General features: G+C 63.9%; 21 protein-coding genes. 9 read left to right on the plus strand and 12 right to left on the minus strand.

The genetic code is table 11. The features are described 5' to 3' along the window. The first annotated feature begins 74 nt into the window (after nt 1-74). From V5B44_RS17545 to pnp, 5 genes are all read left to right on the plus strand, one after another. A complete protein-coding gene (locus tag V5B44_RS17545; RefSeq protein ID WP_332360284.1) occupies nt 75-2060 on the plus strand; it encodes an SDR family oxidoreductase in 1986 nt (661 codons plus the stop codon). 117 nt (nt 2061-2177) lie between these two features. After that, nucleotides 2178-2597 carry a ProQ/FinO family protein gene (locus V5B44_RS17550; RefSeq protein WP_332360285.1) on the plus strand — a complete coding sequence of 140 codons (420 nt, stop codon included), beginning with the start codon at nt 2178-2180 and terminating at the stop codon, nt 2595-2597. Nucleotides 2598-2641: 44 nt separating this feature from the next. Then, the gene (locus V5B44_RS17555) at nt 2642-3202 is read left to right on the plus strand and encodes a hypothetical protein (protein ID WP_332360286.1); all 561 of its coding nucleotides are present in this window, start codon (nt 2642-2644) and stop codon (nt 3200-3202) included. Nucleotides 3203-3411: 209 nt separating this feature from the next. Beyond that, a complete protein-coding gene (gene rpsO, locus V5B44_RS17560; RefSeq protein WP_287631874.1) occupies nt 3412-3681 on the plus strand; it encodes a 30S ribosomal protein S15 in 270 nt (89 codons plus the stop codon). 185 nt (nt 3682-3866) lie between these two features. Next, nucleotides 3867-5981 carry a polyribonucleotide nucleotidyltransferase gene (gene pnp, locus V5B44_RS17565; RefSeq protein ID WP_332360287.1) on the plus strand — a complete coding sequence of 705 codons (2115 nt, stop codon included), beginning with the start codon at nt 3867-3869 and terminating at the stop codon, nt 5979-5981. 100 nt (nt 5982-6081) lie between these two features. Here pnp and dksA read toward each other — a convergent pair whose 3' ends face one another. The 6 genes from dksA to V5B44_RS17595 all read right to left on the minus strand — a co-directional run bounded on the left by dksA (nt 6082) and on the right by V5B44_RS17595 (nt 11657). Further along, entirely contained in the window at nt 6082-6507 is a 426-nt protein-coding gene (gene dksA, locus V5B44_RS17570; RefSeq protein ID WP_332360288.1) for an RNA polymerase-binding protein DksA, read from the minus strand. Between the two features lie 89 nt (nt 6508-6596). Beyond that, the gene (locus tag V5B44_RS17575) at nt 6597-7217 is read right to left on the minus strand and encodes a phosphatase PAP2-related protein (protein ID WP_332360289.1); all 621 of its coding nucleotides are present in this window, start codon (nt 7215-7217) and stop codon (nt 6597-6599) included. A 3-nt stretch (nt 7218-7220) separates the two neighbouring features. Further along, nucleotides 7221-7961 (minus strand): hypothetical protein, encoded by a 741-nt coding sequence (locus V5B44_RS17580; protein ID WP_332360290.1) that lies wholly within the window; start codon nt 7959-7961, stop codon nt 7221-7223. A 119-nt stretch (nt 7962-8080) separates the two neighbouring features. Then, nucleotides 8081-10084, minus strand: coding sequence for an acyl CoA:acetate/3-ketoacid CoA transferase (locus V5B44_RS17585; RefSeq protein WP_332360291.1), 2004 nt, complete (start codon nt 10082-10084; stop codon nt 8081-8083). Between the two features lie 70 nt (nt 10085-10154). Then, a complete protein-coding gene (locus tag V5B44_RS17590) occupies nt 10155-10535 on the minus strand; it encodes a DUF1622 domain-containing protein (RefSeq protein WP_332360292.1) in 381 nt (126 codons plus the stop codon). Nucleotides 10536-10628: 93 nt separating this feature from the next. After that, nucleotides 10629-11657 (minus strand): hypothetical protein, encoded by a 1029-nt coding sequence (locus V5B44_RS17595; RefSeq protein ID WP_332360293.1) that lies wholly within the window; start codon nt 11655-11657, stop codon nt 10629-10631. A gap of 391 nt (nt 11658-12048) precedes the next feature. On the opposite strand from V5B44_RS17595, the gene V5B44_RS17600 reads away from it, so the two are divergent. Together V5B44_RS17600 and fabI are read left to right on the plus strand one after the other, a co-directional pair. Then, nucleotides 12049-12309 carry a hypothetical protein gene (locus V5B44_RS17600; RefSeq protein WP_332360294.1) on the plus strand — a complete coding sequence of 87 codons (261 nt, stop codon included), beginning with the start codon at nt 12049-12051 and terminating at the stop codon, nt 12307-12309. Nucleotides 12310-12377: 68 nt separating this feature from the next. Then, nucleotides 12378-13226 (plus strand): enoyl-ACP reductase FabI, encoded by an 849-nt coding sequence (gene fabI, locus V5B44_RS17605; RefSeq protein WP_332360295.1) that lies wholly within the window; start codon nt 12378-12380, stop codon nt 13224-13226. Between the two features lie 25 nt (nt 13227-13251). On the opposite strand, the gene V5B44_RS17610 is transcribed toward fabI, so the two are convergent. Together V5B44_RS17610 and V5B44_RS17615 are read right to left on the minus strand one after the other, a co-directional pair. Beyond that, on the minus strand, nt 13252-14436 hold the full coding sequence (locus V5B44_RS17610) for an acetate/propionate family kinase (protein WP_332360296.1): 1185 nt from the start codon (nt 14434-14436) through the stop codon (nt 13252-13254). Between the two features lies 1 nt (nt 14437). After that, entirely contained in the window at nt 14438-15850 is a 1413-nt protein-coding gene (locus tag V5B44_RS17615; RefSeq protein WP_332360297.1) for a bifunctional enoyl-CoA hydratase/phosphate acetyltransferase, read from the minus strand. Nucleotides 15851-16088: 238 nt separating this feature from the next. Between V5B44_RS17615 and V5B44_RS17620 the strand changes: the two genes are divergently transcribed. Then, nucleotides 16089-16658, plus strand: a complete 570-nt coding sequence (locus V5B44_RS17620; protein ID WP_332360298.1) for a lipid-binding SYLF domain-containing protein — start codon at nt 16089-16091, stop codon at nt 16656-16658. A 101-nt stretch (nt 16659-16759) separates the two neighbouring features. Here the strand turns inward: V5B44_RS17620 and V5B44_RS17625 are convergent, their stop codons facing one another. From V5B44_RS17625 to cbiB, 4 genes are all read right to left on the minus strand, one after another. Beyond that, nucleotides 16760-17896, minus strand: a complete 1137-nt coding sequence (locus tag V5B44_RS17625) for an EAL domain-containing protein (RefSeq protein ID WP_332360299.1) — start codon at nt 17894-17896, stop codon at nt 16760-16762. A 142-nt stretch (nt 17897-18038) separates the two neighbouring features. Beyond that, a complete protein-coding gene (gene trhA, locus V5B44_RS17630) occupies nt 18039-18656 on the minus strand; it encodes a PAQR family membrane homeostasis protein TrhA (RefSeq protein ID WP_332360300.1) in 618 nt (205 codons plus the stop codon). A gap of 23 nt (nt 18657-18679) precedes the next feature. Continuing rightward, nucleotides 18680-19576, minus strand: a complete 897-nt coding sequence (locus V5B44_RS17635; RefSeq protein WP_332360301.1) for a cobalamin-binding protein — start codon at nt 19574-19576, stop codon at nt 18680-18682. 113 nt (nt 19577-19689) lie between these two features. Then, nucleotides 19690-20646, minus strand: coding sequence for an adenosylcobinamide-phosphate synthase CbiB (gene cbiB, locus V5B44_RS17640; RefSeq protein ID WP_332360302.1), 957 nt, complete (start codon nt 20644-20646; stop codon nt 19690-19692). A 34-nt stretch (nt 20647-20680) separates the two neighbouring features. Between cbiB and V5B44_RS17645 the strand changes: the two genes are divergently transcribed. Beyond that, nucleotides 20681-22159, plus strand: a complete 1479-nt coding sequence (locus tag V5B44_RS17645) for a cobyric acid synthase (RefSeq protein WP_332360303.1) — start codon at nt 20681-20683, stop codon at nt 22157-22159. Nucleotides 22160-22230: the final 71 nt, after the last annotated feature.

The raw sequence follows: 22230 nt of genomic DNA on the forward strand, positions 1-22230 counted from the left end.
GACGCACACTAAAGACCCTGGCAACGGTCTCTAGACGACGGCAGTCCTGCAAACAAGGACCATGGGAGAGAACAATGAATTACTTCGTTACCGGCGCTACGGGTTTCATCGGCAAGCGGCTTGTCGCCAAACTGTTGGCAAGGCCCGAAGCGACCGTCTATTTCTTGACACGCGCAGTTGAGCAGTCACACCTGCAGGATCTGTACGAGTACTGGGGTTGTGAAGCCAGCCGCGCCATCCCGATCGTCGGCGACCTCACGCAGGCTGAACTGGGCGTTTCAAAAGCAGACATCCGCAAGCTGAAGGGCAAGATCGAGCACTTCTTTCACCTCGCCGCAATCTATGACCTCAAGGCGAGCGCCGAAGACCAGCAGCGTGCCAACGTCGACGGCACGCGCAATACCGTGAGGCTGGCCGAGGAAATCGGTGCCGGACATTTCCACCTGGTCAGTTCAATTGCTTCTGCCGGCCTCTTCGAAGGACTGTTTCGTGAAGACATGTTCGACGAAGCGGAAAACCTCGACAACCCCTACTTCCGCACCAAGCATGATTCCGAGGGCATCGTCCGCAAGGAGTGCAGGATTCCCTGGCGCATCTTCCGCCCGGCGATCGTTGTCGGCGACTCGCGCACCGGCGAAATGGACAAGATCGACGGCCCCTACTACTTCTTCAAGCTGATCCAGAAAATGCGCCGGATGTTCCCCTCCTGGATGCCGACGATCGGCATTGAAGGCGGGCGAATCAACGTTGTCCCGGTCGACTTCGTCGTCGCCGCCATGGACCATATTGCGCACCTCGAGAATGAGGACGGCAACTGCTTCCACCTGACCGATCCGACACCGATGCGCGTCGGCGATCTGCTCAACACCTTCGCGCGTGCGGCGCACGCGCCCGAAATGGCGTTGCGCATCAACGCCGCCCTGCTCGGTTTCATTCCGCGCTCGATGCGCAAGGCGATGTTCGCCCTGACGCCGGTTCGCCGCATCCGCAGCGCCGTGATGAAGGATCTTGGCCTGCCCGACGACATCCTCGACTTCGTCAACTACCCGACCCGCTTCGACTGCCGGGAGACGCAGCGCGCCCTCAAAGGCAGCGGCATCGCGGTGCCCCCGCTCGACAGCTACGCCTGGCGCTTGTGGGATTACTGGGAACGTCACCTCGACCCCGATCTGTTCATCGATCGCACCCTGCGCGGCCAGGTCGAAGGCAAGGTCGTACTGGTCACCGGCGGCTCCTCCGGTATCGGCAAGGCCACCATTCGCAAGCTGGCCGAGGCCGGAGCAATTGCCGTCACCATCGCTCGCGATGCGCAGGCGCTGGAAGCAGTCCGCAAGGAATTCGAGTCAGCCGGCCTGCGCCTGATCACGCACGCCGTCGACGTGGCCGACACACAGCAGTGCGAAGCCTTCGTCAAGTTCATGAACGAAGAGCATGGCGGTGTGGACATCCTGGTCAACAACGCCGGTCGCTCGATTCGCCGCGGCATCGAAAACTCCTTCGATCGCTTCCACGACTTCGAGCGGACGATGGAAGTCAACTATTTCGGTGCGCTGCGGTTGACGATGGGCTTCCTGCCGGCCATGATTGCCAAGCGCAAGGGGCACGTGATCAATATCTCGTCAATCGGCGTCCTGACCAATGCGCCGCGCTTCTCGGCCTACGTCGCCTCAAAGGCGGCGATGGACGCCTGGGCACGCTGCGCCGCGTCGGAGTTTGCCGACCGCGGCATCGAATTCACGACCATCAACATGCCGCTGGTGAAGACCCCGATGATCGCGCCGACCAAGCTTTACGATCAGGTGCCGACGCTGTCCCCGGAAGATGCGGCCGATCTGGTGGTCGAGGCGATCATCCACAAGCCGGTACGGATCGCCACGCGACTGGGCATTTTCGGCGCCCTGCTGCACTCGGTGACGCCAAAGGTTGCGCAGATAACGATGAATACGTCTTTCCGGATGTTCCCCGACTCCAGTGCCGCGGCGCACAAGCAGCAGGAGCCAGCCCAGCAAACGGCTGACCAGGTTGCCTTCTCGCAGATGATGCGCGGGATTCATTTCTGACCTCCCGGTGGGACCCCTGGCAGCGACCGGATAGCAGGCACACCAGCACATTGCAGATCGGGCCGCTCCGCCGGTCCGGATGATAACGCCGCTTTACCCTTTTCCGCGCCACTACTCATGACCACAGCCACCGCCAGCCCCGTGCCGGCCCACAACGCCCGCCAACTCCTGAAGGAGTTGCAGGAGGCCTTTCCGGTCTTCCGTGACTGCCTGCCACTGGCCATCGGCATTGACAAGCAACTCCTGGGCCGGCTGCCCGGCGTCGATCGCAAGGCTCTGCGTATCGCACTGGGGATGCATACGCACTCGCTGCGGTACCTGAAAGCGATGACCTGCGCAACTGTACGCCTCGATCTCGATGGCCAGGAGACCGACGAAATCCCGGCAGAGCACCGCAAACATGCGTCAGAACTGATCCAGGAACGGATCCGGAAGCAGGCGGAACAACGCAAGGCACAGCGCGAAGCCGAGGTGCTGGCCCGCCAACGCGCCGAGAAGCTCGACCAGCTGGTCGAAAAGTTTGGCCGTAGCCGCTGAGCGGCCAGCCGGTCACAGAACGCCACTCTGCCCGGCAAGAACGCATGGACCACCTGCTCAAGGACAGTGCCACACTTGAGTTGTACGCCTGGCTGGACGAGGATGCCGAGTTACCGGGCTGGGACATCCTGATCGGCAACCCCTTTGGTCAATCGCTGCCTGAGGACCAGTTCACGACCGTTCAGAACTACTTTGCCGAGTATCACCTGGAGTACTTCCGCCAACGCCTCTACCAGCAATTCCCGAGCCGACTGCACGCCCTGCTGCTCTTCGCGACACGCGTTGACGCCGAAACCTTCCGCATAAAGCATCCGGCGCGTGTGTTTGGCAAGGCGCTAGCCCGTGCGCGCAGCCAGGGCGCTTACGTGTGTTCATTTCACGATTCGAGCTGGCTCGACTACCTGCGATTGCCGCATAGCCTCAGCCTGTCGACGCTTGATGAAATCGCCAACCACTACTGGAAGGGCGCCCTGGTCGAAGACGTCGGGCTGACCTTCCTCAATGAACGCTGGCGGGAACCACCGGTTATCGAAGCCCTTTTTCAAGGCAAGCTTGAAGCCGTCACGACACGCCCCGAGAGCGGCTGGCTGCCCGGCTTCGCCTGAAAAGCAGGGAACTTGCAGACCCTCCAGTGTCGCCACGGAGCCGCTCGCAAGCCCCGGCGCCATAACCAGATCCCGTTGCTGCTTGCTGACCGCTCGGGCAGCAGTTACAATCGCCGGCTCGCTTCGCCGAGCGAATAAACACATTGATCAACCGGGCGCTGGCTCTATCAAACCGGGGCGGCGCCGCTCCCAAGGAAAGAGAGTTTGACATGGCGATAGATGTTGCGAAAAAAGCGCAGATCATGACCGATTACCAGCGTGCGGCGGGTGATACCGGGTCTTCCGAGGTCCAGGTGGCCCTGCTGACCGCACGCATTAATGAACTGACCGGCCATTTCAAGGAACACAAAAAGGACAACCACTCGCGTCGCGGCCTGTTGCGCATGGTCAGCCGTCGCCGCAAGTTGCTGGACTACCTGAAGCGCACCAACGTTGACTCGTACCGCACCCTGATTCAGCGTCTCGGCCTGCGCAAATAAGCCTGCTGACCGAACCGCGCTGCGGTCGGCAAATGCAGGCCACTGGAAAAGCCGTCAGCGGCCAGCCCCTCGCGGGCTGCGCCGCTGTTTCTGCTGCTGCGGCTTGGTTAGCAAATGGGCGCGTCGGTTGAATTGTCTGCCGGAGTCGTGGGCAGGCACGCGCCAGACTATTGAGAAAGGGAACAATGTTTAATATCGTCAAGAAAAGCTTCGCCTACGGCGCCCATCAGGTGGCACTCGAAACCGGCGAAATCGCGCGCCAGGCTGGCGGGGCTGTCATCGTCTCGATGAACGACACGGTCGTACTGGTCAGTGTGGTTGGCAACAAGACAGCAAAGCCCGGGCAGGACTTCTTTCCCCTGACCGTTGATTACATAGAGAAAACCTACGCTGCCGGGCGGATTCCCGGCGGCTTCTTCAAGCGCGAGGGCCGTCCCTCGGAGAAGGAAACGCTGACCTCGCGCCTGATCGACCGCCCTCTGCGCCCGCTATTCCCGGAAGGCTTCCACCACGAAGTCCAGATCGTCGCAATGGTGATGTCGCTCAACCCGGAAATTGATCCCGACATCCCGGCCTTGATCGGTGCCTCGGCAGCGCTGGCAATCTCCGGTATCCCCTTTGACGGGCCGATCGGCGCCGCGCGCGTCGGCTACATCGACGGCCAGTACGTCCTCAATCCAAGCGCCACCCAGCTGGTATCGAGTCAGCTCAACCTGGTGGTCGCGGGTACCCAGGCAGCCGTGCTGATGGTTGAATCGGAAGCCATGGAACTGTCCGAGGAAGTCATGCTCGGCGCCGTTGTTTTCGGGCACCAGCAGATGCAGACGGCGATCGACGCGATCAACGAACTTGCCGACGAGGCCGGCAAGCCGGAATGGGACTGGGCCCCGGCCGCCAGAAACGAAGCCGTGCACGGCAAGGTCAATCAACTGGTTGAAGCTGAACTGCAGGAGGCTTACCGGATCACCAGCAAGCAATTGCGCAGCCAGCGAATCAAGGAGATTACCGCCTACGCGGTCGAAGCCATGACCGCCGACGATGACGCTCCCGACGCCAGCGCGGTACGCAAGATGGTCGACGACGTCGAAGCGCGCATCGTCCGCGGCCGCATCCTCGCCGGCGAGCCACGCATCGACGGTCGCGACACGCGCACCGTCAGGCCGATCGCCATCCGCTCGGGCGTGCTGCCACGGGCGCATGGTTCGGCCCTGTTCACCCGGGGCGAGACGCAGGCCATTGTCGTCGCCACACTTGGTACCGGGCGTGACGAGCAGATCATCGACGCGCTGTCCGGCGAGTACCGCGAACGCTTCATGCTGCACTATAACTTTCCACCCTACGCAACCGGTGAATGCGGCCGCGTCGGCACGCCGAAGCGGCGTGAGATCGGACATGGCCGGCTGGCCAAGCGAGCCTTGCTTGGCGTCCTGCCGTCGGCCGAGGACTTCTCCTACACCATCCGCGTCGTCTCCGAGATCACCGAATCGAACGGCTCCAGCTCGATGGCCAGCGTCTGCGGCGCCTCGCTGGCACTGATGGATGCCGGTGTGCCGCTCAAGGCGCACGTGGCTGGCATCGCCATGGGTTTGATCAAGGAAGGCAATCGCGTTGCCGTGCTGACCGACATCCTCGGCGACGAGGATCACCTCGGCGACATGGACTTCAAGGTTGCCGGGACCGAGTCAGGCGTTACCGCGCTGCAGATGGACATCAAGATCCAGGGGATCACCCGTGAGATCATGCAGGTCGCGCTGGCCCAGGCCGGCGAAGCCCGCCTGCACATCCTGCACCAGATGCAGAATTCGATGTCCGGACACCGGGAAGAGGTATCGAGCTACGCCCCCCGCCTCTACACGATGAAGATCAACCCCGAGAAGATTCGCGACGTGATCGGCAAGGGCGGGGCTGTGATTCGCGCCATCACGGAGGAAACCGGCACGACGATCGACATCAAGGACGATGGCACGATTACCATTGCTTCCGTCAGCGGTGACGCCGCCGATGCGGCCCGAGCCCGGATCGAATCGATTACCGCTGATGTCGAGGTTGGCAAGGTCTATGATGGAACGGTTCTCAAGTTGCTTGACTTCGGCGCCATCGTCAGCATCCTGCCCGGCCGCGATGGTCTGTTGCACATTTCGCAGATTGCCAACGAACGCGTCAACGCCGTTGCCGATTACCTCAAGGAAGGCCAGAAAGTACGCGTCAAGGTCCTCGAAGCCGACGAAAAGGGTCGCGTGCGCCTGTCGATGAAAGCGCTGACGGCTGAAGAGGGCGGTGCTGTTGCCACCCCGGCTTAGTTCCCCGTCAGAGAGGCTCGACAACAGCCAAAAAAGGACGCCGTGGCGTCCTTTTTTTGTTCCGCAGCCTGGAAACGAGGCCTGCTCGGCCGCAACCGGACTACTTGGCGATCTGCTTTTCGCGCACCTCCTCAAGCGTCTTGCAGTCGATGCAGAGCATCGCCGTTGGCCGCGCTTCCAGACGCTTGATGCCGATCTCGACACCACAGGCGGCACAGTAGCCGTAGTCGCCACTGTCGATGCGCGCGATGGTTTCCTCGATCTTCTTGATCAGCTTGCGCTCTCGGTCGCGGTTGCGCAGCTCGATCGCGATATCGGTTTCCTGACTCGCCCGATCGTTGGGATCAGCGAAGACCGTCGCTTCATCCTTCATGGTATGCACTGTGCGCTCAATGTCTTCCATCAACTGGAGTTTCAGAGCTTCCAGGATGCCGCGAAAATGATCCAGCTGATCGCTGTTCATGTACTCCTCGCCCACTCGCGGTACGTAGGGAGTGAAATGCTTGTAAAGCGACTCTTCAGCCATATTCGGAGATCCTGTTTCCTGTTTGAAAAAAAGACGACTAAATATCAGAAATGGCAGCGTCTTGCAAGCTACCCGGACGAGTATCGGATTTACCCCGGCCAGAAGACCGCACCGACCAACAGTGCGGCGAACAGCCCCGCCAGTACGTCCAGCGTCCAGTGCGCCCGCAGCACGATCACCAGAACCATCTGCAAAACGGCCAGCAGCGCCCCGACCACGGTCAACGCGTCGATGCCGAGGACGGCGATCTGGATGGCGCCATAGACGGCCAGCGCGGTATGCCCGGAGAAGAAGAAATCGTTGCCGACGGCATAGGTGACGAAGAGAGAGGGAAAACCCGGATGACGCCAGATGATCCCCGACGGCGGTGGCAGGGCGACGAGCGCCTGGCTCAACTGGCGCAAGGCAAAAAGGCAGAGCAGGCCCCAGAACGGACTGAAGCTCGGCCCGAACACCGCATAAACGAGAACGAACAGGGTCACCGCATCGACCCCCAGCGAACTGACGATCAAAGCCGTTCGGGCAGCGCCCGGATGCTCGTGCAGCCAGGCGTTGCTCCCCGCGGTGAGCCGGTGCAGGTGGTCGTAGATGCCATCGCCATTGAGATGGCGCTCGCCGATCAGACGTTGAGTGCAGAACCAGGCCACCAGACCACCGGCAATTACCGCCAGTCGCCAGGCGATGGCTTCCCAGGACGGCAGGTCGGCCATCACTCAGCTGGCGCCGACACGGTTGCCGGGTGACGCCTCGCCCCGCTCCAGATCCACCCGCCGTGCGGGAATCCCGGCCCAGGTTTCACCGGCAGGAATACGGGTATTGGGCAGGACGAAGGAACCCGCCAGCACCCTGGCCTTTTCACCGACTTCGACGCCACCCATGACAATCGCGCGCAGGCCGATGGTGGCGCCGCTCCCGAGCCTGACCGGCGCAATCACCAGATAGCCACCCTGCGCGTAATGCGCCATGACGCTGGCCGAGCCGCCAATGGTTACCCCGTCGGCCATTTCAATCAGCGATGGATCGGCAATGGCGGTCGAATTGATGGTCACGTTGCGCCCGATCTTCATACCCATCAGGCGGTAATAGAGTTGCGCAAAAGGCGAAGGCGTCACGAACTCAAGGAAAGAGTAACGAACCACCAGCGTCAGCGTGCAATGGACATACCAGCGAAGGGCCATCAGCGATACCGCCGAACCCCGATAGGGCTGCAGCCGGCCGCCGAGAAGCAGGTTCAGCAGCGGCGCCACCAGCAGCAGGGTCAGGCCATAGGCGAAGTAACTGCTGGCCAGGGCGAGGCCGGTCAGCGGATAGCGCCAGGCCGACGAAAGCGTCGCCAGCATCGGCGCCAGGATTTCGTCAAACAGCCACACGGCCGTGCCCAGGGAAAGGCCGGCCGCGGCAATTGCCAGGGCGATGAACGGCAAGGGACCGATGAGGGCGAGGAGTCGTTGCATGGCAGGGTGCCGGAAAGAGTCGCCGCGCCAGTGGCCTCAGCCACCTTCACGGCCTGGGTGAAGGAAAGCCGGCCAGCTGATCGCTCGACCGGCATTTCCCCGTACGGATGCACAACGGATCACTGTCGACCGAGGTTCGCTTCGGCCTCGGCCGCAGTTGCGTAGCTGTGCGCGGAGATTCTCCGCTTTTCCAGCGCCTCGCCGAGTCGGGCGCGAAGAAAGGTATTCGAGGTAAACCGCGTCACATCGTGGTAGCAGGTTTCCATCAGTCCCTTGACCATGTCGATGTAGTCGTCGACCAGTTCGGGCAGGATCGAAAAGCGATCGTAATTGACGATCGCGTACACCTTGTGCCCGAGCGGTGCGAGCCTCTCGACGACCGCCTGCCGCACGCGTGCGATCTCATCCTGGCTGCGGATGCTCAGGCCCTCGAAGTTGAGGAAGAGAACGTTCTTCCCGGCGTCGTAGGAAAGGCGTTCGGCCAGCGGCATCTCGAGCATCTGCGGCCGTAGTTTCATCGGCTCTTCCCGGAAAATCCGGCTGTCCATCAGCATCGGCGGCGTGCGCATCACCGGCACGAAATCCATCCGGTCGAGGATGTCTGTCTGCAGGTCGATGCCGGGCGCGATTTCAATCAGTTCGAGTCCCTCGGCGCACAACCGAAATACACAGCGTTCGGTGATGTATAGCACCGGCATCCCCCGCCGGTGCGCTTCGGGACCGCTGAAAGTGCGGTGTTCGACCTCCTGTACGAATTTTCTGGCCTTGCCGTCCTGAACAATGCGCAGCTTCCCATCCTCGAGCGCTATTTCCAGGTTACCGGCGGTGAACGTACCGACAAAGACCACCTTCTTGGCATTCTGCGAAATGTTGATGAAGCCACCGGCGCCGGCCAGGCGTGGGCCGAACTTCGAGACATTCAGGTTACCCTGCTTGTCGGCCTGGGCCAGGCCAAGAAAGGCGAGATCGAGACCGCCACCGTCGTAGAAATCGAACTGGTTCGGCTGATCAATGATCGCCTGAGCATTGGTCGCAGCACCGAAGTTGAGCCCACCGGCTGGAATGCCGCCGATCACGCCGGGTTCGGCGGTCATCGTCATGAGGTCGGCGATCTGCTCCTCGGCGGCGATGCTGGCCACCCCTTCCGGCATGCCGATGCCGAGATTGACCACCGCATTCGACCGCAGCTCCAGCGCCGCCCGCCGCACGATGATCTTGCGCTCGCTCATCGGCATCGCCGGAATCGCCGACATCGGCACCCGGATCTCGCCGGCGAAAGCGGGGCTGTACTGCTCGCCGAAGGTCTGCATGTGATACTCGGGTTTTTCGGCCACCACCACGCAATCGACCAGAATGCCCGGCACCTTGACCTGTCGCGGGTTGAGCGTGCCGCGTTCAGCGATCCGCTCGACCTGGACGATGACGATACCGCCCGAGTTCCTGGCCGCCATCGCGATCGCCTGCGCTTCCAGCGTCAGCGCCTCCCTCTCCATGGTCACGTTGCCATCCGGATCGGCGGTCGTGCCGCGGATGATGCCGACATTGATCGGGAAAGCCTTGTAGAAAAGATACTCCTCGCCGTCGATCTCCATCAGGCGAACGATATCGTCCGTCGTCATCGGGTTCAGCTTGCCGCCGCCAAAGCGTGGATCGACAAAGGTGCCGAGACCGACGCGGGTAATCGTCCCGGGCTTGCCGGCGGCAATGTCACGAAAGAGGTGGGCGATCACCCCTTGCGGCAGGTTGTAGGCCTTGACGCGATTGGCCACGGCCAGCTGCTGCAGTTTCGGTACCAGCCCCCAGTGCCCGCCGATGACACGACCGACCAGCCCATCGTGACCCAGGTGGTTGAGCCCGCGTTCCTTGCCGTCGCCCTGCCCGGCCGCGTACACCAGCGTCAGGTCACGCGGGTGACCAAGCCCATGCGGGTCTTCGCTCTCTCTTTCAAGGAACAGATCTTCAAGGGCGATGGCGATGTTCTCGGCGAAACCGATGCCGACGAAACCACTGGTGGCCACGGTGTCGCCGTCCTGAATCAAACGCACCGCGTCGCGCGCGGAGACGACCTTCCCGGTGTCAGAGGCGCGCAGCGAGGAGGCGATGGGATGACTGGAATGAGGCATGACTTGTCTCCTGGAAGGATCGGTTGGTGACCGGCCCGGACGTTGCTGCGGACCGGGTATGCGGCGATGCTCATGAACACCGTGCCTGGCTTTCGCTGCTCGGCGAAGTGGTCTCGGCCGCCCGCTGCCAGGGCCAGCGGCCTTCCAGTTCGACCTGCAAGGCGGTGCTCAGGAAGGTCCGGATCAGGACGATCAGGCCCAGGACGAGGACACCTTCGAGTGTCGGCGTCACCGCCACGGTGCGGATGATGTCGGCAGCGACCAGAAACTCCAGCCCAAGCAGGATTCCTCGCCCGATGTCCTGCCGGAACTGGCGGTAGGGGTCAGCCCCCTGGCGACGATGGACAGCCAGGCGAGCCGTGGCGACCAGGGTGCCGAGGACAATCACCAGCACCCCGATTCCGTCGAACGTCAAGCCGACTGTCTCGGCCAATTCGTTGAACCATGGCATCGAAGCTTCCTCCCGTTCCGCTCCTCTTCCGCCTAATGAATCGCGTTCGTTCGCCGCGACAAGAATGCTCGCCAGCGACCTGCGGTCAACGGCTCAGAGGTAACGCGTCGCGTCATCAAAATTGATTTTTTGCACCGACGGCAGTTCCGTGCGCGCGACCCGCGCCAGCACGAACGCCCTGCGCATCGGCGGCGAACCACTGAGGTGCGCAAGGGCAAAATCGACGCTGGCAGCCGGATCGGTGCTGCTTTCGTCAAGCACAAGGTTCATCGGGCTGAGCCGCAATTGCCTCGGCTCGATGCGCAGATAACGGTGCGGGTTCGCGAGGATCTCCTGCAGACATTCGAGTTCCGCCTCCAGCACCGACTCACCACCCCCGATCGCTTCCAGCTGTCGCTCGTTTTCCAGCAGCGCAGCCTCCAGTCTGGCCTGTTCGCTTGGCGCCGCCGGGGCCTCGCCGAACATTGACCCAAGGCCTGGTCCGTGTTGTTGCAGCAAGCGCAGACGCGCCCGAATCAGCGAACGATTCCCCTCCAGTTCCTGCCGTTCCACACGCTCGGCGCCCATCTCGGCCAAGGCGTGGGCGACCAGATATTCGAAAACCTCGACACCAATGACACGGCGCAACAGCACCTGATCGCGGTCGCAAATGCGCGCTTTGTGGTCCGAGAAACTGACACTCGTCTGGGCCACATCGCGCTGTACCATGTTCCCGTGCAGCGCCATGCCGAAAACACGCTGCTCGTTGAACGCCATGCCCAGGACCAGGTAAGCCTCGTCAATTTCCGGGAACCTGTCGAACAGCGTGCGCAGATTGTCCGAGCGGCCAAGGACCGTGGGGATATCCGACGGTGCGACGAAAAATGCCCGCAAGGCCGGGTCGGAAGACCAGACTGTCGACGAGACCGGTCGCACGGGCGGCAGTGCCTGGACCTGCGCGCGCAGGAAGGCGATCGTGGTCTCGACCGCAGGTGTCAGGCGTTTGTGGCAGTTTGAAAGCAGCTTGAGCCTTGGATTGGTCAGCGTGATCGCCTTTTCGACCGCCCAGCGAACCAATTCGTCAGAGGCGCGATCAGGGTCGAATTGACCAGCGCGGTTCTTGAACCAGTCGAGAATACCCATTTCCTCTTCCTCCAATGGAAGGTACTGGCCACCTCATGGTAAAGCCACTCACCGCCGGCGGCCAGTCCTGTGGGAGAACGACGCGCAGCCGATCATGTCGCTTGCCGAGCACCTTATCGTTCAGCAGATCAATCGCCACCGCACCGGCGCGACTGCTTCTTCCGCTGCGACTGACCTGCCTGAACGCCTTTCTCGTAGGCTGTTCCTTCGGCTTCTGCGAATCGTGGATCTAGCCTCGAGCCCCGCCAACAATGGCAATCTTCATCCTGGAGATCTCCGCAAACTCGATACGAATTGATCCTGGCGAAATGGACACGGGCCGCCCTCGCAACGTAGTTCTCACTCTACCCGCGAGTCCAGGCGCCTGCAAGGTGAGGATACCGATATCGGGTTGTCGGCACGGCAACTGCTCTTGGAGTGGGAGAACCGCGCCAGCGAACCGACGCCGGCGCTGTGGCTGGTCGGGCTCAACCCGGGCGTGCTCGAAGGGGTGCGACGCTCGCGGCTGGCCGACAAGCTGGGCTCTGGGCGCCTGCTGTACAATGCTTGGACGGCGAACGAGCGTTTCCTGGCCGAGGAAGAGCAAACGGGTGGCACGCCAGGACAGCCTTCAGGCAGGGTTGCGATGCGCAAACGCAACGATCGGCCGTGACGCATCGTCCGGCAGCCACCGCCCGATCCGATCAACTGAATCCGACCACCTGATGAGGGAAGCAACACATGACCGCACTCGACACAAGACAACTCAGCCCAACCGAGGCCTTCTTTCGCGACCTCGCGGAGAAGGTGAAAGGTCCGGCCGGCGCGCTCGACGGCAAGAAGGCGCTGGTGATTGGAATCGCCAACAGCCAGTCCATCGCCTACGGCTGCGCGCTCGCGTTCCGCGCGCTCGGCGCGAGCGTCGCGATGACCTACCTCAACGAAAAGAGCAAGCCGTACACCCAGGCACTCGCCGACCACCTGGGCGTCGACCCGGCGCTGTATCTCCCCTGCGACGTACGCATCCCCGGACAGCTCGAAGCGGTTTTCGCAGCGATCGAGAAAACCTGGGGCCACCTCGACATCGCCCTGCACTCGATCGCCTTCGCGCCACGCGACGATCTGCACGGCCGCGTCACCGACTGTTCGCGCGACGGCTTCCTGATGGCCATGGACGTCTCTTGCCACTCGTTCATCCGCATGGCCAAACTTGCCGAGCCACTGATGAAGGATGGCGGCTCGTTGTTCACCATGAGCTACTACGGCGCCGAGAAGGTGGTCGATCGCTACAACCTCATGGGCCCGGTCAAGGCCGCACTCGAGGCGTCGGCACGTTACCTCGCCGCCGAACTGGGAGCGAAAGGGATTCGGGTGCACCCGATCTCGCCTGGCCCGATCAGGACCCGCGCCGCCAGCGGCATCGATCGCTTCGACGAGTTGATGGACATCGCCGCGAAGCGCGCCCCGAGCCACATGCTGGCCACCATCGAGGATGTCGGCATGGCGACCGCCTTCCTCGCTTCCGACTACGCGAAGCTCATCACCGGCCAGACGATGCACATCGACGGCGGCTACCACGTCGTCGGCTGAAGCGACTTCCCGCCAGGCGCGGAACTTACAGGGCCAGCAGCTGGCGCGTATGGCGGGCGATCATCAGCTCTTCGTTGGTCGGCACCACCCACGCCGAGGTCCGGCTGCCGGCGCTGCTGATGCGCGGGCCGGCCAGTTCGTTGGCCACCTCGTCGATCTCGATGCCGAGCCAGCGCGCCTTCTCGCAAACGAGTTGCCGGATACGCGCGCTGTTTTCGCCAATCCCGGCGGTGAATACCAGCGCATCAAGGCCGCCGAGCACGGCGGCGAGCGCGCCGAGTTCACGGCTGATGCGGTACACGAAGTGGTCGATCGCCAGCCGGGCGCGCGGTTCCTCGCTGGCCAGCAGCACCCGCATGTCGTTGCCGATGCCGGACAGGCCGAGCAGGCCGGAGCGCTTGTAGAGCAGATCCTCGATCTGCTTGGCGCTCATTCCCTCCTGCTGCAGCAGGTAGAGGACGATGCCAGGATCCATGTTGCCCGGGCGGGTCCCCATCAGCAGGCCGTCGAGCGCGGTAAAGCCCATCGAGCTGCCGACGCTGCGGCCCGCGTGCATCGCGCACATGCTGGCGCCGCTACCGAGGTGGGCGACGACCACCCGCCCGCCCGCCACGGCTGGCGCGACACCTGGCAGGGCGGCGGCGATGTACTCGTACGAGAGTCCGTGGAAGCCGTAGCGGCGCACGCCCCGCTCGAAATATTCGTAAGGCAGACCGTAGAACTGCGCGACCCGCTCCTGCGTCTGGTGGAAGGCGGTGTCGAAACAGGCGACCTGCGGCAGCTCCGGTTGCACCTCCTGCACGGCACGGATTGCCGCCAGGTTGTGCGGCTGATGCAGCGGCGCCAGCGGTATGAAGTCCTCGAGGCGGCGCATCGCCTCCGGCGTCACCAGCAGGGGGGCCGCATAGTCCGGGCCGCCATGCACGACGCGGTGACCGACACCAGCCAGCACGCTGCCCTGGAAACGCGAGCGCAACAGTCCGGCGATCCGCTGCAGCGCCTGCGCATGGCCGCTGACCTCGCTCTTGTCCCACTGCTCGTCGGCAATCCGCTCGCCGGCGCCATCCTTGACCTTGAGACGCGGCGCGGTGCCGAGCCCCTCGATCTGGCCGACCGCGACGGCGCGCATCTCCCCCGCCGCAGGCACTGCAAACAGCGAGAACTTGAGGCTCGACGAGCCGGCATTGAGGACCAGAATCAGCTTTTCCATCTCACGCTCCTGCCTTGATCGGGGACTGAGCCGCCGCGGCGGTGGCCATCAGGACGGCGACCGCGCACGAGGCGAGCTTGGTGCGCCGGTTGTCGGCGCGGCTGGTGAGGATGATCGGCACCCGCGCGCCGAGGACGACGCCGGCGCCATCGGCATTGCTCATGAAAGTCAGTTGCTTGGCAAGGATGTTGCCGGCGGCGAGATCGGGAACGACGACGATATCCGGATCACCGGCGACCGCCGAGTCGATCTTCTTGATGCGTGCCGCTTCCTTGCTGATCGCGTTGTCGAGCGCCAGCGGGCCATCGAGAATCGCGCCGCTGATCTGGCCACGGTCTGCCATCTTGCACAGCGAGGCGGCGTCGGTGGTGCAGACCATGCGCGAATTGATCGACTCGACGGCGCAGATGATCGCCACCTTCGGCCGTTCGATGCCCAGCACGTGTGCCAGATCGATCGCGTTCTGACAGATGTCGCGCTTGGTGTCGAGGTCGGGGGCGATGTTGATCGCCGCGTCGGTGACGATCAGCGGCTTGTGATAAGTCGGCACGTCCATCAGGAAGGCGTGCGTGATCCGCCGCTCGGTGCGCAGCCCGGTTTCACGGCTGACGACTTCGGCCATCAGTTCGTCGGTGTGCAGGCTGCCCTTCATCAACGCCGTCGCCTTGCCGCGGCGAACCAGTTCGACCGCCCGGAATGCGGCGGCATGACTGTGCGGCACGTCCTCGATCTGCACGCCGGCGAGGTCGAGGCCGGCCTGCTCGGCGACCGCTCGCAGCCTGGCCAGCGGTCCAACCAGGATCGGCTCGATCAACCCCTCGCGTTTCGCCGCCAGGGCAGCAGCGAGCGACGACTCGTCACAGGGATGCGCCACCGCGACCGGCACCGGTGGCAGTTGCTGACAGCGTTCGACGAAACGCTCGAAGTTGTCGTGGCTCTGAATCGACACCTGTGCCGCGTCCGGACGTTCCATGCGAATCTTGACCTGTGGCGCGATGACCCGCGCCGTGCCGGTCATGATCGTCTCGCCGCGGGCGTTAAGGCCGCGGCAGTCGAAAGTGACCCGCCGGCTTGCCGCATCCCTGGCGGTGGCGGTGATCGAGATCGTCACCTTCTCGCCAATCGGCACCGGTGCCAGGAACTCCAGATCCTGCCCCGAGTGTACCGTTCCCGGACCGGGAAGCTGGTTGCCGAGCAGTCCCGAAACCTGGGCGCCCAGCCACATGCTTTGTGCGCCAAGGTCGGACGGACCAAGCTGTCGGTCGAGTTCGCTGTCGAGCTGGGTCGGGCTGATGTCGCCGGAAACAGCCGCGAAAAGCTGCACGTCGCGCAAGGTCAGGGTATGCGTGATGGTCGCGGTGTCGCCGATGTTGATTTCGTCGAAGCAATGATTCTGGAGGATTTCCGAACTCATGATCTGCTCACTGGGATGATGGTGATGGCGTTCTTGGCAATGGACCGCGCCTCGCGCGTGCCTCACATCATTATAGCGTCGCCTGTCTGGCGAGTACTGGCAGACGGCCATCCCGCAAATCAGGAGACCGGTGACCAAGCGCGGTTTCTCCCGACCCGGCAGGTTTTCGCTTACCATGGCTTGGCGACCGAATCCGGCCAACCCTTCCCCCTCATAACAACCATTCGCAGGTAACCACATGCACAAGACCGTCTTTTCGCAAGTTGCTCAAGCATCCCGGCTGTTCCTGCTTGCTGTCATCGCAGCCCTGGTGGGCTCGGCAAACGCCATCGCGGCGGACCGTGCAGCGCTCGAACGGGATGCGCACAGTGCCTATCAGAAGCTGATCACCCGGGTCACTGGGGCAAAAGCCTTGTCCAGGGATGCGGTCGCCGTCCTCGTGTTTCCAAAGATCACCAAGGCCGGTCTCGTCGTCGGCGGCCAGTACGGAGACGGCGTGCTCTTCAGGGGCGGTCAGGCAGCCGGATACTACAACACCGCCGGCGCTTCGTACGGACTGCAGGCCGGCGCCCAGCAATTTGGCTATGCCATGTTCTTCATGAATGAGAAGTCATTGAATGCTCTGAATCAGAATGATGGCTTCGAAGTCGGTGTTGGTCCCAGCGTGGTGGTGGTGGACCAGGGCATGGGCAAGTCGCTGACCACGACGACCGCCAAGGACGACATCTACGCCTTCATCTTCAGCCAGAAGGGCCTGATGGCCGGCATTGGCCTGCAGGGCAACAAGATCACCCGGCTGGCCGATTGATTGCTGGCAGGTTTTTGCGGCCAATTCCAGACGCCTCCCGGCGGCAGGGACTTCTCTGCGGCCGGAGCGGGCCAGGTGAATCGGCCCAGGTCCCGGCTAGGCTAGGCCGGGAGCTGATCTAGTGGCAGTGGCTTGCCGGTCAGGAAGCCCTGGATGAGCTGGAAGCCCATCTCGCGGCAAATCTGCGCTTCGGCTTCCTTTTCGATCCCTTCGGCCAGCGGCACCGAGCCAAGCTCCAGGACCAGCTTGACCAGGTCGCGGACGACGTGGCGCTTGCGTTCGCTGGCCAGGTGAAGGTCGTGCACCAGGCCCATGTCGAACTTGACGAAATGGGCCGGCGCCTCGCCGAGTTCGCTCAAGCGGGCCTGGCCGGCACCGAAATCGTCGTAGGCGAAGCGCACGCCGATGTCGCGCAAACGCGCAGCAAACTCGACGAGACGTCTGCTCTCGGTCACCGCGGTTTCGTGGATCTCGATCACCAGATCCAGTCCCGGCATCCGTCGCCGCAGATCGGCGAGCGAGGCAAGGAACGCCTTGCTGAACGTTTCGTTCGGGTGCGTGTTGGCGAACAGCGTGAAACCTTCCAGGCGGGGCGCCAGCGCGTCGATGCTGAAGTTGCGGAAAGCCTCGCTGAGCTCCTCCTCGCGCCCCAGGGCTCTGGCCATTTGAAAAAGGCGAGCCGGGGAACCGGGCAGCCCGGGGTGATTGGCCCGGCCGAGCAATTCGTAGGCGACGATCCGGCCGCTGGCTGCCTCGACGATGGGCTGGGCTGCGCCGGACATGCCCTGGCCGGCAAGCAGTTCGTAGAACTGGGACTCGTTCGGCACGAAAAGCTCCGAGAGAGCCAGATCCTGGGGCGCCAGCATGGTGCGCGCCTCGTCGACGCGGGCAAGCTCCACTCGGCGGATACCCACGCGAAACTCGGCGGGGCCAAAATGCACGACGTCGTTCTCCTTGAGCAGGCACGAGCCTTCGACGCGCTCGCGGTTTACCGAGCTGCCATTGGTGCTGTTCAGGTCGGTCAGACGGATACGGCCGCTGATGTCGGCCGTGAGCACGGCGTGGTGCCGGCTGAGGTCGGACGAGGCCACCGTCAGATCGTTGCTTTTGTCGCGCCCGACGCGGAACGGCAGGTGGGTGATGTTGTAGGTGACGTGAGACCCATCCGCGGTAATGGACTCAAGGAACCACTGACTGTCCAACTGGATCTTGGACTCGACGAACCACTGACCGTCCAACTCAATCTCCACTGTCAAGTATTGCGCCGCTCGCATCGGATCCGGCATTTCGCCCTGTCCGCCGATAGTAGCAGCCCTGGCGCAGATCAGCGCGATGTCTCCCGCAACCGGCCGAGACGGCCGCGGCCCGAAGGGCAGCGCGTCAAAGGACGTAGAACAGGATCGCGAAGTAATGGGCCGCACTGCCGGCCAGCACGAACAGGTGCCAGATACCATGCGCGTGCCTGAGCCGGGTGTCAAGCGCAAAGAAGATGATCCCGGTCGTGTAGAACACACCGCCCACGGCCAGCCAGGCGAAACCCGCCGTGCCGAGCGCCTGCAGCAGCGGCACCATGGCCACCACCACCACCCAGCCCATCACGACGTAAATGACCACCGACAGGACTCGCGCCTCGCTCTTCAGCCACAGCTCCTGCAGACCACCGACCAGGGCCAGCCCCCACACCACCGCCAGCAGGGACCAGCCCCAGGGACCGCGCAAGGTGACCAGGCAGAACGGCGTGTAGCTGCCGGCAATCAGCAGATAGATGCTCTGGTGATCCAGCTTGCGCAGGATGTCCTTGGCCCGCCCGCGAAAGCTGTGGTACAGGGCGGAAAAGCTGTAAAGCAGCACCAGCGTGGCACTGTAGATCGAGACGCTGATGATCTTCCACGGGTCGCCAGCCAGCGCCGCGAGCACCACCAGGACGATCGAGCCGGCGATGGCGAGAACGGCGCCGACCAGATGCGTCCACGCGTTGAATTTCTCCCCGTAGTACATATCAGAGCGTGGTCAACCCGGGGTCATTCAGCGGGCCGGCGGCTGCGCGCCGTTTCGAGGTGCTGGCAGAGGCGCTCGGCGCCCTCGAGCAACCGCGGCGTGTGGCGCTGGATCAGGTCGGGCGGCACAAAAAAGAGGTTGCCGCGGGCGACGGCAGTGATCGAGGTCCAGCGCCGCCAGTCATCGAGCCACTCGGGGCGCGCCTCGTCCATGCCGCTGGCGACGATGGCCTCGGGGTTGGCAGCAATGACCGCTTCGACCGTCACCGTCGGCGCCATCGTCGATAACTGGCCGAAAACGTTGTTGCCGCCGCACAGGTGGATGACGTCGGAGATGATCTGCCTGCCGCCAACGGTCATCAGTGGCTGCTTCCAGATCTGGTAGAAAGTGCGGACCGATGGCCGGCTGCCGTAGCGCTTGTGCAGGCCTGCCAGGCGCTGACGAAAACTTTCGGCGGCGCTCCTGGCGACTGCTGCGCTGCCGGCCAGCGCCCCGAGGCGCTCGATCTCGCCGGCCACGTCGGCGATCTGATTGGGCTGCGAGAGGTAGATCGGAATCCCCAGGCCGCGCAAGCGGTCGAGGTGCGCCGCGGCGTTGCCGCTCTGCCAGGCAACGATCAGGTCTGGCCGCAGCGCCGTGATTCGCTCGAGGTCGATCCGGGAGTAGCCCCCGACACGCGTGATCCGGCTCGCCGCCGGGGGGTACTCGCTGTACTCGACGGTGCCGACGATGCGCTCGCCGGCACCGGCAGCGAACAGCGTCTCGGTCAGATGCGGCGCCAGGCTGACGATGCGTTTCGCCGGTTGCGCGAGGCGGATCATCGCACCGGAATCGTCGGTGACGCTGACCTCGGCGTGAACCGGCTGGCCGGCAGCCAGCAACCAGACGACGAGGAGTTGCCTGAAGAGCGAGCAATGCATGTCAGGGAATCCGGTTCGCCAGTGCGTTGCGGCACCGCCCCGCAGCCGGCCTGCCGGGCAGACCGTGCGTCGGAAACTGCCGGTTCGGCAGCGCGCGGCCGGTGAGATGTTCGTCAGGCACGGAGCAGTCCCCAGCAGAGCAGTGCCGACAGCCACAGCCACAGGCTGCGGCGAACGAGCGTCAGCGCCCGCCCTATGTCCTCGGCAGACGCCGATCGCCCTTCGCCGAGCGGCGGTCGGGACTCGACGCGACCGTGGTAGACCGCTGGACCACCCAGGGCAAGGCCGAGGCTGCCGGCCCCGGCCGACATCACCGGACCGGCGTTCGGGCTCTTCCAGCGCGGCGCCTGCTGCCGCCAACAGCGCAGCGCCGTGCGCGTGCTGCCGCACAGGGCGTAGGACAGCGCGGTGAGACGCGCCGGGACAAGATTCAGCAAGTCGTCGAGGCGCGCGGCAGCCCAGCCAAAGTCGGCAAAGCGCTGGTCGCGGTAACCCCACATCGCGTCGAGCGTGTTGGCCAGGCGGAAAAGAACCGCGCCCGGTCCGCCAAGCAGCGCGAACCAGAAGAGCGCACCGAAGATGGCATCGTTGCCGTTCTCCAGCGTCGATTCGATGCAGGCGCCAGCGACACCGGCGGCATCGAGTTCTTCGGTCTGGCGCGAGACCATCCAGCCGACGTGCTGGCGCGCCACAACCAGATCACCGCGTGCCAGATCGTCGGCGACGCGCCGGGCGTGCTCGCCCAGGCTGCGACCACCCAGCGCCAGATAGAGCAGGATGGCGTCGATGATCCCGCCAGGCAGACCCGGTGGGATCGCCCAGAGAGCCAGCGCCAGCCAGGGCAGGATGAGCAGCGACCAAGCCAGCAAACCGCGCAGGCGACGCTGCTGACCGGTGTTGAGGATCCGCTCGCAGGCCTCGGCAAGGAAACCGAGACCGACCAGAGGATGCCAGCACCGCGGCTCGCCGAGCAGCCGGTCAAGGCCGGCACCGGTCACCGCCGCCAGCGACAGAATCAGCGCAGTCGACGTTTCGGCAGCGAGTGGGAGTGAAGAAAGCACAGTGGGCATGCGACAATCGGGTTGAACGAATCCGGATTCTACGATGAACGAGCCCCCCACCCCCAGCCTGATGGTCCAGGGCTGCACTTCCGATGCTGGCAAGAGCATCCTGGTGACCGCACTATGCCGCATCCTGCGCCGCCGCGGCGTGCGCGTTGCGCCCTTCAAGCCGCAGAACATGGCGCTCAATTCGGCGGTCACCGTCGATGGTGGCGAGATCGGCCGCGCGCAGGCACTGCAGGCGCTCGCCGCCGGGCTGCCGGCACACTCCGATTTCAATCCGGTACTGCTGAAACCGGCAACCGACCGACGGGCGCAGGTGATCATTCACGGCCAGGCGCTGCGCGACTTCGATGCCTGCGACTACCACGCCTACAAGCCGCGCGCGATGAAGGCCGTGCTCGAATCGTGGCAGCGCCTCTGTGCGCAGTACGAATGCCTGCTCGTCGAAGGCGCCGGCAGCCCCGCCGAAATCAATCTGCGCGACCGCGACATCGCCAACATGGGTTTTGCCGAGGCGGTTGATTGCCCGGTCATCCTGATCGCCGACATTGATCGTGGCGGCGTCTTCGCGCATTTTTGCGGCACGCTCGACCTCCTCTCGCCTTCCGAACAGGCGCGCGTCAAGGGCTTCGTGATCAACCGCTTTCGCGGCGACATCGCTCTCCTCGAGAGTGGCCTGCGCTGGCTGGAAGAGCGCACCGGCAAGCCGGTGCTGGGCGTGCTGCCCTATCTGCACGGTCTCTATCTCGATGCCGAGGACGCCCTGCCGCGCAAGGCGGAGGAAAAGGCGGCGACCAGCCTGCGGGTCATCGCGCCGGCCTACCCGCGAATCTCGAATCACAACGATCTCGACCCGCTGCGTTTCCACCCGGAAGTCGACTTTCGCTTCATCGGCCCAGCCGACCGGCCACCGCCCTGTGATCTGATCGTGCTGCCCGGATCAAAGGCGGTGCAGGCCGATCTCGCCTGGCTACGCGCTCAGGGCTGGGAGGAAGCCATCCGCCGCCACCTGCGCTACGGCGGCAAGCTGATCGGCATCTGCGGCGGCCTGCAGATGCTCGGCCGCCAGCTGCACGATCCGCTGGGGCTGGAAGGGCCTGCAGGCAGCACACCGGGATTGGGCTGGCTGGATTATGAAACGCAGCTGGCGACCGAAAAAAGACTGGAGAATGTCAGCGGTGAACTGCTGCTGCCGGAAGCGCCGGCGGTCGCCGGTTACCGCATCCACATGGGCGTCACCCGCGGCGCGGCCCTGCTGAAGCCGGCGGCCATCCTCGCCGGCGAGGCGGACGGCGCGCTGTCCGACGATGGCCAGATTCTCGCCACCTACTGCCATGGCCTGTTCGATTCACCGTCAGCGCTGTCGGCCTTGCTGGCCTGGGCCGGACACCGACCGACGCAGCACTTCGACGCGCGCCTGCGCCGCGAACAGGATATCGAGCGACTCGCCGACGCCGTCGAGGCGAACCTCGATCTGCGCCCACTGGCAGCGTGGCTGCCGGCGCAAGCGATCGCCTGATGATCGATTCAGCACTTGTTCAGCAATGCCGGCGCTCCTGGCCCAGCCAGCGACCGCGCTGACCCGGGGAA

The sequence above is a fragment of the Candidatus Accumulibacter necessarius genome (assembly GCF_036625085.1).

Bases quoted from the DNA above. Each gene is read 5' to 3' on its own strand.
- fabI (WP_332360295.1), top strand. From the start codon at position 12,378: ATGACCGCACTCGACACAAGACAACTCAGCCCAACCGAGGCCTTCTTT.
- trhA (WP_332360300.1), bottom strand. From the start codon at position 18,656: ATGTACTACGGGGAGAAATTCAACGCGTGGACGCATCTGGTCGGCGCC.
- rpsO (WP_287631874.1), top strand. From the start codon at position 3,412: ATGGCGATAGATGTTGCGAAAAAAGCGCAGATCATGACCGATTACCAG.
- pnp (WP_332360287.1), top strand. From the start codon at position 3,867: ATGTTTAATATCGTCAAGAAAAGCTTCGCCTACGGCGCCCATCAGGTG.
- V5B44_RS17555 (WP_332360286.1), top strand. From the start codon at position 2,642: ATGGACCACCTGCTCAAGGACAGTGCCACACTTGAGTTGTACGCCTGG.
- V5B44_RS17545 (WP_332360284.1), top strand. From the start codon at position 75: ATGAATTACTTCGTTACCGGCGCTACGGGTTTCATCGGCAAGCGGCTT.
- V5B44_RS17615 (WP_332360297.1), bottom strand. From the start codon at position 15,850: ATGAGTTCGGAAATCCTCCAGAATCATTGCTTCGACGAAATCAACATC.
- V5B44_RS17610 (WP_332360296.1), bottom strand. From the start codon at position 14,436: ATGGAAAAGCTGATTCTGGTCCTCAATGCCGGCTCGTCGAGCCTCAAG.
- cbiB (WP_332360302.1), bottom strand. From the start codon at position 20,646: ATGCCCACTGTGCTTTCTTCACTCCCACTCGCTGCCGAAACGTCGACT.
- V5B44_RS17575 (WP_332360289.1), bottom strand. From the start codon at position 7,217: ATGGCCGACCTGCCGTCCTGGGAAGCCATCGCCTGGCGACTGGCGGTA.
- V5B44_RS17645 (WP_332360303.1), top strand. From the start codon at position 20,681: ATGAACGAGCCCCCCACCCCCAGCCTGATGGTCCAGGGCTGCACTTCC.
- V5B44_RS17580 (WP_332360290.1), bottom strand. From the start codon at position 7,961: ATGCAACGACTCCTCGCCCTCATCGGTCCCTTGCCGTTCATCGCCCTG.
- V5B44_RS17620 (WP_332360298.1), top strand. From the start codon at position 16,089: ATGCACAAGACCGTCTTTTCGCAAGTTGCTCAAGCATCCCGGCTGTTC.
- V5B44_RS17595 (WP_332360293.1), bottom strand. From the start codon at position 11,657: ATGGGTATTCTCGACTGGTTCAAGAACCGCGCTGGTCAATTCGACCCT.
- V5B44_RS17635 (WP_332360301.1), bottom strand. From the start codon at position 19,576: ATGCATTGCTCGCTCTTCAGGCAACTCCTCGTCGTCTGGTTGCTGGCT.
- V5B44_RS17590 (WP_332360292.1), bottom strand. From the start codon at position 10,535: ATGCCATGGTTCAACGAATTGGCCGAGACAGTCGGCTTGACGTTCGAC.
- V5B44_RS17585 (WP_332360291.1), bottom strand. From the start codon at position 10,084: ATGCCTCATTCCAGTCATCCCATCGCCTCCTCGCTGCGCGCCTCTGAC.
- V5B44_RS17550 (WP_332360285.1), top strand. From the start codon at position 2,178: ATGACCACAGCCACCGCCAGCCCCGTGCCGGCCCACAACGCCCGCCAA.
- dksA (WP_332360288.1), bottom strand. From the start codon at position 6,507: ATGGCTGAAGAGTCGCTTTACAAGCATTTCACTCCCTACGTACCGCGA.